Source organism: Vibrio gallaecicus (assembly GCF_024347495.1).
GTDB classification, from domain to species: Bacteria; Pseudomonadota; Gammaproteobacteria; order Enterobacterales; family Vibrionaceae; genus Vibrio; species Vibrio gallaecicus.
Genome location: NZ_AP025491.1, coordinates 539,118 through 556,441 on the forward strand (window position 1 = coordinate 539,118; position 17,324 = coordinate 556,441).

The 17,324-nt window shown below is 41.3% G+C and carries 7 protein-coding genes; 6 read left to right on the plus strand and 1 reads right to left on the minus strand.

Going from position 1 to position 17,324, the window contains the following annotated elements; translation table 11 throughout:
• Positions 1 to 76 precede the first annotated feature (76 nt).
• The 4 genes from OCU78_RS16875 to OCU78_RS16890 all read left to right on the plus strand — a co-directional run bounded on the left by OCU78_RS16875 (position 77) and on the right by OCU78_RS16890 (position 5,717).
• Positions 77 to 1,051 (plus strand): helix-turn-helix domain-containing protein, encoded by a 975-nt coding sequence (locus OCU78_RS16875; RefSeq protein WP_137375239.1) that lies wholly within the window; start codon positions 77 to 79, stop codon positions 1,049 to 1,051.
• Positions 1,052 to 1,378: 327 nt separating this feature from the next.
• Entirely contained in the window at positions 1,379 to 3,739 is a 2,361-nt protein-coding gene (locus OCU78_RS16880) for an efflux RND transporter permease subunit (protein WP_137375238.1), read from the plus strand.
• Positions 3,740 to 3,750: 11 nt separating this feature from the next.
• On the plus strand, positions 3,751 to 4,506 hold the full coding sequence (locus tag OCU78_RS16885; RefSeq protein ID WP_137375237.1) for an outer membrane lipoprotein-sorting protein: 756 nt from the start codon (positions 3,751 to 3,753) through the stop codon (positions 4,504 to 4,506).
• Positions 4,506 to 5,717 carry a hypothetical protein gene (locus tag OCU78_RS16890; protein ID WP_137375236.1) on the plus strand — a complete coding sequence of 404 codons (1,212 nt, stop codon included), beginning with the start codon at positions 4,506 to 4,508 and terminating at the stop codon, positions 5,715 to 5,717. Before OCU78_RS16885 ends, OCU78_RS16890 begins: the two co-directional genes overlap by 1 nt.
• 543 nt (positions 5,718 to 6,260) lie before the next feature.
• Here OCU78_RS16890 and OCU78_RS16895 read toward each other — a convergent pair.
• The gene (locus OCU78_RS16895) at positions 6,261 to 7,214 is read right to left on the minus strand and encodes a c-type cytochrome (protein ID WP_137375235.1); all 954 of its coding nucleotides are present in this window, start codon (positions 7,212 to 7,214) and stop codon (positions 6,261 to 6,263) included.
• 309 nt (positions 7,215 to 7,523) lie between these two features.
• Between OCU78_RS16895 and OCU78_RS16900 the strand changes: the two genes are divergently transcribed.
• Positions 7,524 to 16,424, plus strand: coding sequence for a CHAT domain-containing protein (locus OCU78_RS16900; protein ID WP_137375234.1), 8,901 nt, complete (start codon positions 7,524 to 7,526; stop codon positions 16,422 to 16,424).
• A 213-nt stretch (positions 16,425 to 16,637) separates the two neighbouring features.
• Entirely contained in the window at positions 16,638 to 17,306 is a 669-nt protein-coding gene (locus OCU78_RS16905) for a hypothetical protein (protein ID WP_137375233.1), read from the plus strand.
• The last annotated feature ends 18 nt before the right edge of the window (positions 17,307 to 17,324 follow it).

The window sequence follows — 17,324 nt, forward strand, 5'->3', positions numbered from 1 at the left end:
TCTAATTGATAATAATTATCATTTATTGTATTTTAAAGGGCTACTCAATAGAGAATAAAAGCTAAGAGATGTAATCATGGGCTATGTAAAAAGTAACGTTCAGTCTGCTTTTAAAATGTGTGAAGGATTTGAAGGGGGCGGCGAAAATCGACTCGCGGATTACGCAACAACAAAAGTCGAGCTCGATGAAAGTGTATGTTTAGGTCACGGTTACATTGTTGAATTAGCTCCTGGCCTAAATATCACCTACAGCGATGTTACTTTTAATAGCCCTACTAGCTTTAAAGAGGTTGCGCAGGACTACTTTGGAGCATGCCTCGCAATTGAAGGAGAGGTTGAGGTATTAGTATCAGGTGAGAAAGAATCGATAATCATAGATAAAGATAAGGCGCTGTTTTTTGTTTGTCACGAAGGGGAATTGGAGTTTCGTTACGATACATCTCGAGTGAAGTTTATAAACTTCTGTGTTCCCAAGGCAATGATGGAGTCGTTATTTGAAGATGGTTCGGGTGCACATTTTGAAATTAATCGATTTGAGTCTGTTCAAGTGACTTCTGACATTGTAAAAAACGTAGAAGAAATCTTTCGTTCTAAATTAGGAAAAACCGCTAATATTCTTTATTTGCAAGGTAAAGTGCTGGAACTGCTTGCCCTTATCTATCACAACATGCACCGAGAGGTAAATATATGTTGTGGAATGACGCCGCGAGATATGGATTGCATTCAGCTAGCGGCTCGAATTATGGAAGAGCGTATGGAATTTCCTCCGTCATTAATCGAGTTGTCTCGCCAAGTTGGTATTAACGATAACAAACTTAAGAAAAACTTTAAGATGGTCTTTGGCGAAACAGTTTATGGATTTTTGTCTAATAAACGCATGGCTAAGGCTGGAGAGCTCCTAGCGGTTGGGGAGCTTTCAGTTCAGGAAGTGGCGAATAGTGTTGGGTTTAAACATGTCGGCCACTTTTCGAAAAAATTCAAAGAACAGTATATGTGCAGCCCGAAACATTACCGACGAAAATCGATTCACGTAGGTTCTTCCCTAAATTAATAACCAATAGATTGGTGAATTAAGTTATAACTTAGGGCTATTTTTATCGCATTAACTGTGAGGTGAATGTGTTTCTTAACTCTAGCCCTGAATAAATTCTTGAGCTTAGACCTCAAAATAAACTTAGTAAAATGAACGATAAACCCTCGCTTGTTTCATTCGAAACTTAGCTAAAATACTACCTTGAGTGACAAACCCTCTCCCCGCTATGAATAGTAATCATTATCAATTTAGGTGATGATTTTGATAGAAAGTTGATTATCAATAAACAATGAATATCAGCACAACAAACTTACTATCGGCAAAAATAGGCGAGGGCGCACATCTATGAGTTCGCAATGGAAATTGGATGATCCATTGAATCAATCCAAACTTAATCTCCACTTCCAAAAGTGGGTTCGTTTTATTATCCGTTTTCGCTATTGGGTTATTTTGGCGACCGTGTTACTTGTTGTCGGTCTCTTTACCCGGTTAGAGACACTAGAGTTTGACAATAGCAACGAGAGCTTTCTACCGGTCAGCTCATCACTCATTTCTGACATGGAACGCTTCAAAGCGACCTTCGGAAATGAAGACACCTTAGTTTTTGCTATGCCTATCTCTCAGGAAGACCCTGAGAAAACGATTTCGCAACTCAATCAACTGACACGTGATCTAGAAACCTCAGTCCCTTATGTTCGAGCTGCTACAGGTATTAATAACCTTGAGAAAATGCGCTCAGTGGGGGAAGGGGCGATCGTTATCGATGCGTACTTGTCAGGTACAGAATCTAAGGAACAACTGTTAGGAAAAATCATTCAGCTGTCAAAAGATGAACTCTATCAAGGGTTGTTTGTTTCAGATGATGCTCGGTACTTAGGGGTGCTTGTTGAGCTATATGCCTATCCAGAAGGCGAAGTGGATCCACGTAAGAAGATCGCGCCAGCAGTGAATGATCTGCTAGAAAAAGACCACTACAAAAATCTTGGTATTGTGCCCGTTGGTGACCCAATATTTGACGCCGAAATGGAGCAGATCAGTAATGATGAAACAGGGATATTATGGTTAATAGCCTTGGTGCTTCAAATGTTGGTCATTGCCTATTTTACTCGATCAGTAAGATTGACTTGGGTGCCTATTTTAGTCATGGCTTTGGCGAATGTGGCCGTATTTGGTCTGATTAGCTTTATCGGCTGGAAATTGACCTTTTTTGTCACCATCGTACCCAGCCTTATTATGTGCATCGGGATGGCCGATTGTATTCATATCGGTTGTGCTTACCAAGACGAGCTGGCTTCTGGAAAGTCGAAAAATGAAGCGCTCGTATCTGGTAGTGCGAAAGTTGCCTTGCCTTGTTTCCTGACGACACTCACGACCGCGATTGGCTTTTTATCGTTTCAGGGCACCGAGATCATCCCTATTGGTCAACTTGGGGTGTATTGCGCCATTGGTGTGTTCGTCGCGTTAATCTTCAGTTATTGCTTAGTGCCATCACTGCTCTCGTTTGGTACCAAACCTATCTCAGCCATGAATCGTCATAAAACAGACTGGATTGATGTGAGCTTAGATAAACTGGCTGAAAGTGTGATTAAGTCTCCAAAAGCATGGGCTGTTGGCTTTTTAGCTTCGTCATTGGCGATGTCTGCAGGCATCTTTTTCGTGAGTTTAGACACCAGTCCGATAGAAAACTTGTCGACCAGAACAGAATTGCGCCAAAAGGCGGACTTCTTTGATCAGAACATGGGTGGGGCGATGACACTAGATATCGTCTTGAGTAGCAATAACAACACGTCTATTTTGACGGTAGATACATTAAACCGCGTTGAGCAGCTAGTCGCGGAACTGAAAAAGAACCAACATGTAGTTACTGCACGTTCCATCGTCGACATAGTGAAAGAGTTGAATCAAGTTTTGCTACCCGAGCAAGGACCGGCGCTTCCTACTGAACAAGGCACTTTGTCTGATTTCCTTTTCCTCTATGAAATGGACGGGGGAGAGTTATTGGATCAATTTGTCAGCTTCGATTCCAAACAAATTCGTATTGCGGTGCGCACGCGAGCGGTGTCCACAGAGCAAAGTTACGACATTATTAAACAGGTAGAATTGCACGTTGAAAACACGTTCGATAGCCACATTGATGCCTCGGTAACAGGCCCTATCGTGCATATTAAAGAAACCTCTGATTACCTTTCTAAGGGTCAACTTCATAGTTTCGTTTGGGCATTCATCGCTATTTCTCTTGTTTTGGTGGTGGTGCTTAAATCGTGGTCATTAGGTGTGCTTTCTTTATTACCTAACGTATTGCCCATTCTGGTGTCTGTGGGGCTCATGGGGTGGTTAGATATACCACTTAGCCTGTCATTAATTATCTTTTCTCCATTAATTCTTGGAGTTGCGGTTGATGACACGATTCATTTTCTTAGCCGATTCAAAGTGGCGTTTAATCAAGAAGGTAACTACGAGGATGCCATTCGTTACGCTGTCATCAAATCCGGACGTCCATTGGTCTTTACCACGACAATACTCAGCACAGGATTTTCTGTTCTTACTCTATCGGTACTCAATGAAAGCGTGATATTTGGTTACATGTCGGGGATGGCCTTCTCATGGGCACTGCTGGCTGATCTCATTTTACTTCCGGCTCTGCTGCTTATCTTCAAGCCTTTGAAAGCGACACAAACGTTAAACACTGTCCAAGCGAATAGATAAAGGAAAAAAACATGCACTTAAAATTGATTACTTTACTGCTTACCATGTTTGCGCCTCTGGCCGTTGCTGCGCCAAGCGGAGAGGAAGTGATGACTTGGTTGGATACCGCAGAGTCAAGCCGTGATGTCACGCAAGATATGGTCATGTTGATCAAGCGAGACGACCAAATGTTAAAACGCGTACTTAAGAGTGAGTCCATTCGAACTGAAGAGGGACGAAAATCTTTTATGGAGTTTTCGTTGCCTGCTGAAGTTCAGGGAACGCGTTACTTAACGTGGTCCTACGACGATCCTAAATTGGTCGATGACATGTGGCTATATCTGCAAAATGCCAATTTAACGCGAAGAATCTCAGGTTCAGCGAATAAAGGGACCTTTATGAGAAGTGATTTGATTAATGAAGATCTTCAAAGTCGTTCTGTCCAAGATGATGAGCATAGCCTCTTAAGAAAGGAAGCGTGTGGCGAAGTACAGTGCTATGTCGTAGAAAGTGTGCCATATGACGCGAACAGTTCGTCTTATAAAAAGCGTATAACCTGGGTAAGAGAAGACATTCATTTGGTTCACAAGATGGAGCGCTATTCCAAGCAGGGTCAACTTCTGAAAACCACCTGGTATGGAGGGCACAAACAGTTTGGTGACTATTGGATGGCACAAAAAATGGTGACCAAGAGTGCCGTCAGTAACAGTGAAACCCTGATTCAATTCAATAATATTCAAGTGAATGTTGGACTGAGTGAAGCTGATTTTTCTCAAAGCAGGTTATAGTGAATAAGATTTTACTTTTATCGGCAATGAGTTCGTTTGTGTATGCGGAAGACCCTTTCGCTAGCTTTAATGACGTGCCTGTTGAGTCAAGCGCTTCAAGCATAGGTTTGACTGGATACGCCCAATCATCCATGCAGTACCTTTCACGTTCCAGTGAGTGGGGCAGCTTGAGGCAACGACTGTGGGTTGAACCTTATTACCGTCCTGAAAGTCAGAAGTTCGCGATTGAAAGTGCGTTCTCTATAGATTGGGACCCATCGGTGGGCGCAAGAGAGAAGGCGAAAGAGTGGGATGTTCAAATGCGCGAACTCTATGGTTCGATAATGCAGCAAAGTAGGACGATCACGATTGGCAAGCAAATGATGATTTGGGGCTCTGGGAGTGCGTTGTCTCAAGGCAACTATTTTAACCCAACTGACAGTTCTGATCCTCTGGCTTCGGGGCTCGCTATTAACTATCTTGCCACGTCCGCAATACGCTGGCGTGAATTTTCTGGTGATGATGTCTTTGATTTCATTGTCACGGCCGAGCCCAGTATTAAGCGGCTTGCCCAACAAGGTTCAATGTGGGATAGCTCACCACCAGCGTTAAGAAAGGCGTTTGAAAATGAACACCTAGATAACCCCATTGAATTAGGGTTTGGTTATCAAATCAATCGAGCTGGGTTTGATCTTTTTATGGGTGGAGCTTATGTCTATCAAGATGACCCTGCTATTGTTGAAAACGCTCAAGGAATAAGCCTTCAACGTAACAGAACCCCCAGTGCCTTTTTTCAATACAACGTGAATTATTGGGATGGTGTGGCACAATTTCAGGCTCGTTACGATCATAACCTACAGGTTGTGAATGACCGTAAAATAACTGAATCTGGTGAGCAATGGAGCCTATTAGGGGGCTGGATTGGTTATCTTAAAGAAATCAGTACTGAAATTGATTTCTTTCTGACCGAACCGACCAACGGAAAAGTTACCGCTCAGATCAGCCAGAATTACCATTATGAGTGGGGGCAAGGTATATGGGCTGGAGATGTTGGTGGCGTGTATAAATTCAGCGACGACTCTAGTCTGCTAGAAATCAAGCTTAGCTACAAGCCATCAGATACCTTGGAATACTCCCTAGGTTATAATGGCTTTTATGGCGATGAACAGAGTAACTACGGTGCGTTTAAAGCAAATACCATGGTTTCAGCGCATCTTAATGTCTACTTCTAGTATTAACCTTTAATTCGTGAACAAGGTTACCAATGTAAATTAATGCAGAATTAGAGCGCTTTAGATAACACGCTATTCGACTATAAATATGAATATCAATATCAACAAAAGGTCTATGTGGGTATTCAGTGGATAGTAGCAAGATAGAAGTTCTTGAAATCCCGTTGATGTGACATATGAAAAGCAATATTGATGGTCATAATTGCCGTAAATGAATAGCAGTTTTCATTCTATGAGGTTTCACCCATTCAAAGCGAATAACACGATAGTATGATCAATTAGCTCATATCCTCAAATATGCTCACTACCTGATACATAGCTTGGGTAAAGATGCATTTAAGACCGTTACAAGTAACAAAAAGCAATTCTCTTTATTTTCAATTTGGAGCGATAAAGAGACTGTCTGATAAGAAGTTCAATGTTTTAACGGCAGTGAAGAAGGTAGCTATTATTGCCACCTTCATAAGTTACTCACTCAAACATGCATTTTAAGTATTTTACTTGGAAGGGAGAGGCTGCTCTACATGATTTCAATGTCGAAAATTAAAGAGATACAGAACTTAAATAAGCGGCAATATCGACAATGTCTTCATCGCTTAGTGAAGCGACTACCGGTGCCATCATGACCGATTGGCTTGAAGCTCTAGTACCACCTTTAAAACCATGCAGTTGACGAACGGTGTAAATACCAAAATTGCCAGCGATTGCAGGTCCAATAGTAGAGCCTGATAAATCAGCACCATGGCAACTTGCACAAGGTATAGTTTTGCCATTACCTGTTTTCACTAACGCTTCACCGCGCTTAATACTGCCGATAGGTACGTAAATTATGAACTCTCCATAAGGTGCACGTTTGTGAATTTCGCCTTTATCTTGCGGAACTTCAATAATTCTATTTCTAATAGGTTCTTCCGCCTTATTAACCAAATCGATTTGACGCATTCTGGTTTCATCCACATACGTTTTTGGAACCTTAGCCACTTCTTTTACGGTAATGAAGGATGTTGGTGTGAGACTCGCAAACCATTTGGACACTTCTTGCATTTCTTCTTCTGTAAGTAGGGTAGCCATACGGTTCATGTGACCTGAATAATCCACGCGCTGACCAGAAGCAAATGCCTTAAGCTGTTGGACCATATAAGTTTCAGATAATCCTGCCAAAGTGGATGACTCTGGGTGGCCCTGGCCTGAAGCTAAGTGGCAAGAAGCACATGCCCAAACTTTAGGTTTTTTACCAAACTGTACAACGTTAGGCATTGGGTCATGTTTTTCAGGAAACCAATCTGGAGCACTGAATTTATTGTCAATTTCTACTTGTGAATATTGCAGGGAACTGCCCGCTACTGTTTGCTTTAGATTTGGGTCGAAGTTTGGGTTTTCGATTGCCACGCCTCGTGCTGGTGTCGACCATTCAGGCGCGCCTAAAATTGCATTGTCAGCAAGAGTTAACGTGCTGTAAGTCAGTGTCAAAGCGACTAAAATATGTATGAAAATCATGCTCATTCTTATCAGTATTATTATGTTTTATAAATTCTAAGTGAGCTAATGTAGATAAAATGTAAATTATGTTGGTGATCAACAAATGCTTCACTAAATGTAAACACCGTAGATTTTGAAGGTTTTTCGTATAAATTCAGGTAACTCAATCAACTCCCAACCTCTTATCTTACATGGATGATTTTTATCCTTTAATTAACAGTATTGCTGAGTAGCTATTACAATTATTTGCAAAGGAATAATAATAGCTAGAAGGTTAGGTAAAGTATGTTGAGTTGGTTCAGGGCTTTACTCGGAGGATTACTGTATGTGTCCTTAACAATAACAGCAGTCCATGCGCAATGGTTAGACGACCTTTACGGCGGTAATATTCTTAGTGCTGAGAAAGCAATTATCGCAGGCGCTGATGTCAATGCCTATGACCCCACTTTTGAAACCTTCCCCATTTTTGTCGCACTATATTCAGAACGAATTGACTCTATAGAAATGCTTCACTACCACGGGGCAAACTTAGAGCAAGAAGACGAATATGGTCGAACGGCGATGTTCGCAGCATTAGAAAAAGGAGACTTGTTAGCCGCTCAAGTGCTACAAAAATTGGGCGCATCCATTACCCCTAGAGAATCCAATGGAGTGACAGCATTTCATTATGGAGTGCTTTCAGGTCGAGCAGATATTGTTGAATGGGTAATGTCTGAAGGTGTTGATGTTAACCAAGCTGCCAATGACAATTGGAACGTAATTGATAGTATTTTCATGCTGGAAATGGAGGAGGTTGATCCGCAAATAGGGGAACTCATCCATAGGGCAGGGCTATCTTCTAAAACTCGTTCAGAAGAAGGGTATTCACTTTTAGATTGGGCAATTTCTTGTGAGCATGACGATCTCGCTTTAAAATTACTCGTGCAAGGCTATACACCTTATGAAGTGATTGAAGGTACCTCATTAGTTGATTGGGCCGTGGACAGTTCCCCTGCGGTTGCGAATGCAATCCTCCAACTCTTGATTGATGATGCATCAGGCAAACAGCCATATCATGATTTAAATTACACGCGTTATCAGCAATTAAGATACAGTGCGAGGCTCAATAATATTGACGTTTTCAACGATCAGTTTGACCCTCTACTTATTAATGAAGTTGACGCCTTTGGCAATTCGCTGCTTCAGATTGCAACGTCATATCAATCAAAAGAAATTCTCGGAATTTTAATCAACAGCGGAGCTAATCTAAATATTGAATCCGAGCAGTTAGACTCTAGCATCAACCTTGCATTTTACGGTTCTCAACCTTTTGCTGAATTCTTCACAGAGCAGTGTATTGCTAATGATCGTAGCGATGAATATATACATTTGGCGAGAAATGCCATCGCATTCAATTTCCCCAATATTTTTTATGAATTACTTCCCCTAATTAAGCCAGAAGAGCTACGTGAACTCGATCTCGACATGTTCTCATACGAAGAAGATATGCTAGCCATTTGGGTTGAAAGTGCATTGGTTCATAAAAATGCCCAGCAAGGTATTCGCTTACTTCGTCAATATTTACCAAACCTTGAACAAGACAATTTATTTATTGAAGCGTTTAAGAAAACGGACGTTTCAACATTAAATTCGCTAGAACACAATGAATACCTAGCCCGATTATTGGCAATGGATGTTGATTCACTATCAGAAAGTAATCAGGGTTCTTACCAACAAAATATCGCATTTCTGACTGAAAATATTGAACAGAAATTAAGTGTAGAAGAGATTAATAGGTTGGTAGAAAACCTGCTTTATGGTGGTCATTATTCAACGGTTATAGATTTACTTAAGGTGCACCAACCACAAGATCCAACTTATTGGTTGCTTAGTTTATTTGAGAATAAACCGGAAAAGGACAAACAACATTTATATGATGAAATAGCAAATCAGTTAGTGACCTCTGGGGCGAAATTAATAACAGATGTAACCGATGAATCCAGCCCATTGATATTAGGTTTTGGGCATGTTTCTGATGTTATTTGGGAAGGATGGCTTAGCCAGGCTGACCTCACCAAGTTGACAGAAAGTGACAGTGCTTCATTGATACGTACGGCAATAGAGAAAAGTAACACAGTAATCGCCAAGCTTATTGAACAAAAACAGTTGGTATATCAACCGAGTTGGAATGAGCTACTTTGGCGTGCGATTGATAAAAAACAATACCCGCTAGCATTCAGTCTTTGGAGCCAAGGTGCTTATAGTGAATCTTGGGACAGCTTTGGTACCCCGCTTATAAGCAAATTATATTTAAGCTCTAATGACTTTGCTTTCGAGCGTTGGGTGGCAGCAAGCCCTGTCGCTATCAAGGTACTTGCTTTTGTTCCAGATCATCAGGGAAAAACGCTGCTTAGCTATGTGCTGCAAAATAATGATAGTGAATTATATCAAGTACTTGTCGACAATGGATTGCAGATGTCTGTCGAGGTTGTTGGAGAAATTGCACAATATTCATCAGCTAAAATGGTGTTGGAACACCTGCCAAAATTGTCCACGAGTGAACAGCAATTCTTGCTACAGAAAACTATAACTGCCAATAATTTTGAATTGGTTAATGCGTTATTGGAGCACGGAGTCGACCCGCATCAAAAAAATGAAAGTCGTCGAAACTCGTTTGATTTAGCGATTGATCAAGCTAATCCACAGATCATGGCGTTGTTAGATGGTTACTACCAAGTACCAGACGCTAAGTCGACTTCAGGGGAGTTGTTTGATGACCCCCATGTCCGATACTGGTCATGGTTAAATAATTTGGGTGATTACCAAACGCTTATTTCAAGTGTTGAGCGAAATGTACTATCAGGGAATCCTCACCCCTTCGCTCGACATATTTGGTTAACTGTGCACGATAATCAGCGGGTTTTACCTAGCTCTTTCGATGATGTAGACGAGGGCTTAGTTAATGCTATGGGGGTGGGTTTTAAAGCTGAATTCTTTGCCACTGAAGGGAAGTGGACAGAGGCGATTGCCGAATATGAAAACGTTACTCTCACCGAACAAGACTTGTGGTTGGTGAACCGAATCTCAGGTCACTATATCGATCATGGTGTTTTAGAAAAAGCGTGGGATTCATTAGAACAGGGAATAAAAATTAGCCCGAACTTCTGGCAGCTGAATTGGCGTTATTTTGACGGCGATTGGGTGAATAATGAAGCATTCAGAACTCGTCTAAAAACACTGATTTCAGACATTAGATTGGAAGGTTCTATCGCTGTTGATATGGGTGAAAGAATCCTAGCAGACAGAGCTATCGACGACGTAAACTTACGAGAAATGAAGCATAAGTGGCTAGATAAAACTTATGACTCTCGCTTAGCTACCTCTTTAAGCTACTTCTATTCAGGGCGTGATTTTCAAGAGCGTTCATTGTCCTTACTTCAACAAGCGGTATCGAGTTACCCGTTTTATTCAAATGTATCGAAAATGCATAAGAACCTAGCCACACTCGGGCGTCATGAACAACTCGCCGCTAGCGCATTACTTCGTGCTCGATGGTATAGCCAATTATTGGATACTTGGGCGGATAAACAACAACGTTATACTGCTTCAGCTTATCGCCAGAGCGGAGATAAAGGCCGCGCATACGACATATTTTCCTCTATCGAAAACCCTGATTCTGTTTTACTGGCGCTCAATCGCGCGGCGCTTTATATGACAGACAAGCATTACGCTAAAGTTGTCCGTACGCTTGAGCCATTTTTGACGTCTGGTGAGTTAGGAGAATATGAATGGAGGATCTATATTCAGAGCTTGTCCTATATAGGTGAAACCGCTTTAGCGATAGATGCCTTCAAGAATGCAATGTCGTTTATTTCTTATCCAGAAGCTCGTTTATATCTGGAAGGAATCAAGCAATACCACAAAGCTAATATGCCCAAACAAGCCAGTGAATTGCTTGAATTGGCACTGAAATCTCACCCAACAAATGTATCACTTAATCAGGAATACGCTAAGCAACTGATTAAAGAGCACCAAGCTGACAAAGCCGTAGAGCTTCTCAATAAGATCAGTGATGTATACCCAGAAGATAAATCCCTCTTAAGTGCCTTGTTTAACGCCTTGGTGGCTCAAGATACTGAGTTGTCAGCGAAGCGACATTTCTTTGAGAGAGCAATGCAACAGGCTTGGAATGACACCTTGCTTGATTTGGTTGCTGATAAATCAAGTGATGCATCTAAAGTTTGGCTAGCTTTGCTTGAGTCCGATCCTACCAACTTTAATGCAACGTTACAGATGCTAGAAATTGAAGCGTTAAAAAATGATTTTTATGCTGCGTTGAACTGGCTAAATAAAGCCGCCCTCATTATTAATTCTTCCTCAGAGAAAAATGATTGGATATGGAATAAAACTTGGCTAGTGAACCGTCAAAATAAGCGTTTTAAATTGCCTAAAGAGGATTTGCAAAAACATCTGAAAGATTGGGAAAGCTATAAAGATAACTTTGGATATTTAGTGACTTACCATCGAAATGCGGCTGAGATTTATTTTGCGATGGATGATTTCGAAAATGCAGGTAAGCATATCAAGCTCTATAGTGAACTGTACCCTGACAGCACCAATGTATATACCATATTGGTTCAGAACTACCATAACCACTTACCTAACTCTTCTGTTTATGGGTATGGCTACCAAATGGTAAAACGAGATCCTTATAGCGGAGGGAAGATAAATACTTTTGCAAGGAATGCGCTTTATTGGGGGCAAGGGACGGATGCGATAGCACTTAAGTTTTTGAACGATGCAAGAAGTCGTGGCGTAAAAGTAAGCAAGAAGCTAGAACAAAAAGCGTTGAGTGATTTAGGTGACCATTTAGCTGGATTTCTAAGTTACCGATTCGATAGAGGTATCTCTTCTTCTTTGCGATATGTTGGCTGGTTTGATTCGATGCGCGAAGAAGCGTTATCTGGTGAAGGTAATATTGTCCGGCAACGAAATTATAACGGCTTAGCTGAAGTAGAAATCGTTTTGCCAAATGGTGAAGTTTACCTGCAACGCGATGATCCAAAAATTGGCAAACCAGTCTACATGAGCAAGGGCGCTTCTTACCTGGAAATTGCTTACGATGAGCGAGGAAACCTCACGCTAATTAAGAGTGCTAATGGCAATTCAGTTGAATTGATATACGACCTAAATGACAATATCTCCCTAATGATCACTCCAGAAGTTGAGATGTCATTTCAATACAATGCGAATAATAAACCGATTGAAATCACGACGAAGGGACTCGGTTCTTTAATTGTTGAATACGACAGTGCTGGTGACATTATACGCACCTACAGCGAAGAAGGGCACAAACTTGCACTGCGTATTACACAAAGCTTTCAAGCGATGATGTCACTTGTTCAAAGTACTCAAACAGCGCAAAGAGAATACCGATTACCTGAGATCAATAGACAAGATGATCGAATTGAAAAACTCGAATTTGATTATCGTAATGCATTCTATTCTGACGCACCCGAATCAACGCAAGCTATTTTCAATAGTGGGCTAGCCTTGGCGACTCATTTGTCAGAAAACCTGACCCACAACAGTTCGTATGCTTCAGAACTTCTGGAGGTAAGTTACGAGACTTTTGAAAATTACCAAGCGGATGATAAATGGAGTGAATCCGTTGCTCAATTCGTTAGGTTTTGGTTTGAAACTCAAAGTAAAACTCGCCCTTTAGGTTTATTTGAAGAAGAGCTAGCCACTGTGCAGAGTATGCGTGTGTGGTTAAACCGTCATAGTAATAACAGTGCAATTAAAGCGATAAGTGATTCAATTAACCATATTGCCTTTAGAGAAATCCAAGAGCAGAGCTGGCGACAAAATAGCATTCTTTCAAATACTGGTTATTGGTACAGAACCTCATTGCCTGACATTGAAGGATTAGATCTAGATTCTTCTGAAATTACGTCCATGTTAGTGCTTAAAAATGGTGATGTATTAGTAGGTACGCAAGATGGGCTCATTCTCAAACGCGACAACTTTTGGAGTTGGTTTAACTATGATGGCGTAAGTCGGCAGCTTATTAGAAGTGGTGACAAGCCAGATTCTGCAATGCGTATGAATGTAGAGAATATCGTGCAGTCGAATAGTGGGTATATTTACATTGCAACTCAAGGCGGGTTATTTGTTAGCGACAGTGAAGATAAGGTCGTTCGCTGGAATGGTATTGAAGATGACCTAACTTCTGAATTCATTGCTCATGTTGAAAATGATGACAATCAAATATGGGTAGCAATTGATAATAAAATACTTCAGTTGCATGAATCAAAACGCTCGGCATCTATCGTATTAGAACTCGACTTTACTATCGATGAATTCAAACGTCTTGATGATGAGCATTGGCTCGTGCTTTCAGGGGAGAATCTACACTTAGTAGCAGAAAGTGACCAACCAATACTGATAACGGCGGGCGTAGAATTTTATTTGTGGCGAACCGATGAAAGTACATTGTGGTGGTGGGATGGAAAAGTTCTCCAATCTCGTGAGTATTATGCAGGTGAGCTTGATAACGTAAACATAATTGCAGACACAAGCACTTTACCCATGAGCCAGCGTGTTATTGGATTTACCGAATTAAATGTTCCTGAATTAGGGCGTTCACCGGTCGTATTAACGGATAAAGGGCTTGGGGTTTGGCATAAGCAACGTTTTCATTTGATTGAACTGCCATATGAGGAATTACGTGGTGGGCTGAGTGTCGGACCTATTGCGGCTGCCAGTAATTCAGCTGGAGACTGGACTTTGCTTACTCAAGAAGGGGTTTATGATTTTGCACTAAGCCGCAGTAGCCGCTTTGATAGCTTAGGTAAAACAACCGACTTGAGATACATCGAAGAATTTGGGATGACATTTGCCGCCACAGGCAGAGAGATCTATGCCTTCTTCGAAGAGGAAGAAAGTATTGAGCCTATAAGATTCAGTGGTGTCAACGCGAGAGTACTTCGTCAAACGTCATCAGGTGATTTGATTACTCACGATGGTCGAACGGTGGTTAAGATTGAAGTAGGTTCTTCAGATACTATTGAATTATTTGATGCAACCAGTGAACATGAAAACCGAAAAATTGAAGACATATTTGTAGATACGGATGATTCAATTTGGGTCGTTGCAGGCGCCGACTTATTCCATTGGAATGAAGGAGAGCTTGAACATTTCAATTACTACATTGACCCTAAACGTTTCCCTTCTCGCAGTAACATGCTGGTTAAAGTCTTTAGAGATTTACAAGGAGACTTGTATGTAGTGGCTTCAGATGAAGGGCATTTGGATCACCAAGGCGTTTACTTAGACGGCGGGCTATTAAAGCTAGGTGAATTTGGCTTTGAACGAGTAAAAACAAGTGAGAAGCCTAATTGGTTTACGCTGGGTTACACACCAATATCTAATGATAAAGCGATTGTTTCAACGGGAAGAAGTTTCTTACTTGATAACAAAGGCAAATGGCGTTCATTCGAGACGGCAGGAGATGTCAGTTACAAAGAACTTCATGATCGTACACAGATGCTATTTCTTGGTCGACAAGGCGTAAAAATGGGTAGTGATGATGCATGGCTATTCCCTTCGGCTGCAGGGGTAGTTATGTACCAAAAATCAGGATGGCTTTACCCAGATAGGCTCAATCAGCTCTTGATCGAAGATCAATCATTTGGTCAATATGGTGCTCGTGTTGTTCATGCGGTGAGTGTGGACGGGCAAGGTCGAGTCTTTGTGGCCACCGACCTCGGTGTAACCTTGTATAACGCTGGTGGATTAGCTTCATTGCTCAGTGACCATGATATGGGAACACAGGTTTTCTTAGCTTCTAATACCGACATTCAAAATGAAATCTCTTCTGTATTTTTAGATAATATCCCTAAAGATTCGGAGCAAGGAAAGCTGATCTCAAAGTACCACTCCGTAGAAGATGAAATTGAGTTGTTGGAGGTTGAGCTAGACAGCGAAACCGACAGAGAAAATTCGGTAATGACCGAGATCGGCAAGACAGAAAACCCAAATAACAAAACGGCTAAGCAGTTACAAAAAGAACTTAAGCGTAAAGAGCGGTCAAGACAAAGGTTACTTTCGAATTTAGAACGCGACCATACCGCTTTGTACCAGATGCTGCGTGTTGACCCACGTGAAATCAGTGCTCTGAATGATAAGCTCAATTCGGAACAATTACTGGTCCAGTTCATCCCAACGCCAGATAAATTACTGACTCAAGTGGTTTCCAAGGATGGGGCTAATGTGTTCGAAATCGCTGTTAAACAGAGCGAACTGAATCGTCACATTTCGATAGTAAATTATGGGCTTCGTCAACAAGCGCTGACATTAAATGTAGAAGTCGAAAATGCACCATTTGAACAAGTTCGAGGGTTTATAAAGTCTGGTCCTACGGGGAGTAAAGGGGAAGTGATACAAAGCTTATCATGGCTTTACGATAAGCTGCTTCGTCCGATAGAAGGGCTGTTAGATGATAAACAAGAGATCTACATTACTCCTGCCGGTCCACTGAATTATGTGCCGTTTTCTGCGCTCATTCGTTCAAATGAGCCTAGCCTTGAGTACGCAATTGAGCGTTACCCACTCGGTATATTGCCTTCTCTTTACCATTTTAATCTAATAGCTGATGGGGAAGAGTCTTTAAATGATATGGCATTGTTTGTGTCTGATCCTGATGGATCGTTACCGGGAGCAAGACATGAGGTACAAGCCATTGAAAGTATTTATTCCGATGAATCAATTGTGCTGGAAGGCGAAGATGCATCCATTGAGGAGCTTGAAAGTTACGCATTTGATAGCCAAGTAATTCACTTTGCTACACATGGGATTTTAGACTCACAGGATCCGGCAGATAGCTTCTTGTTAATGGCTAATAATCAACGCCTCGGTGTTATTGATATATCGATGATGGATCTACAAGAAACCGACCTTGTTGTGTTGTCCGCTTGTGAATCGGGAATTGGGGTAAAAGGCTTAGAATATGCGTCTATGGCAAGAGCATTTGCCCACGCTAAAGTGCCTACGGTGGTGGCGAGTTATTGGCAAGTGAATGACGCCGCAACATCAGAGCTAATGCGCATTTTTTATAATGAACTTAAAACGCCTAATCAAAATAAATTTGTCGCATTAGCTAAAGCGCAAAGAGCGATGATAGCTAAACAGGGAGATCTTGCAGATCCTGCCGCTTGGTCAAGTTTCGCTGTGTTTGGTAAGCCTTAACATATATTCGATAAGCCTTAAAATATAGATGAAAAGACTGAGAACGTCGTTTCATCTATCGCTACAAGGTAATATCTGGTCAATTATTGTTCAGAAGTGTGATGCTTCACTCACTGAATTATTCAAAGTGTTTCATTATTAAGTAGACATCATCGAGGCTACATCTCGATTTTGATTCTTTATTGAAGTACTTATTTAGGGAAGGACCTCTATATGAAACTGAAAGCGCTTACGTTACTTATCACCTCAAGCTTTGCCTGCATGGTTACAGCCGCCGATATGAATGTGAATCAAGAAGTAAAAGCTGCGAAAGACCCGCACATTGCAAATTTGTCTCTTGTCCAACAATTAGTGGATGTTGGTCTTGAACAAAAAGATCCATTGATACTGATGACTGCCGCGAAAATTTATGCAATGACACCGACTAAGGACATGAAGCGAACTAAAGAGTCTGAAGGTGGTGTCGATTCTAAAAAAACTACGGATATGACCGTTGATTTTGATAGCTTGCTTGATTATGCCAAAGAATATTCTGGGGATAATGAATCTTACTTAGCAATGATCTCAGAAATTGAGAGTGTGAAGACGAGAGGTAGAACGAGTGGTCCTGCGATTTCTACTGACAGAATTGAAGCGGGAGCGACAGATACTTATTATATTCGATATAGAGGTGACCGACTCGCTGAATTAATGATAATTGGTGACGGTGATACTGACCTCGATGTGTATGTCTATGATGAGAGAGGCAATAGCATCTGTAAGGATGATGATTACTCAGATCAAATGTATTGTAGCTGGGTGCCGGCATGGACTGGCGAGTTTGAAGTCAAAATAAAGAACCGTGGTAATGTTTACAACGTGTACGATATCTTGACCAATTAAGATAGCTTATAGCTTAAC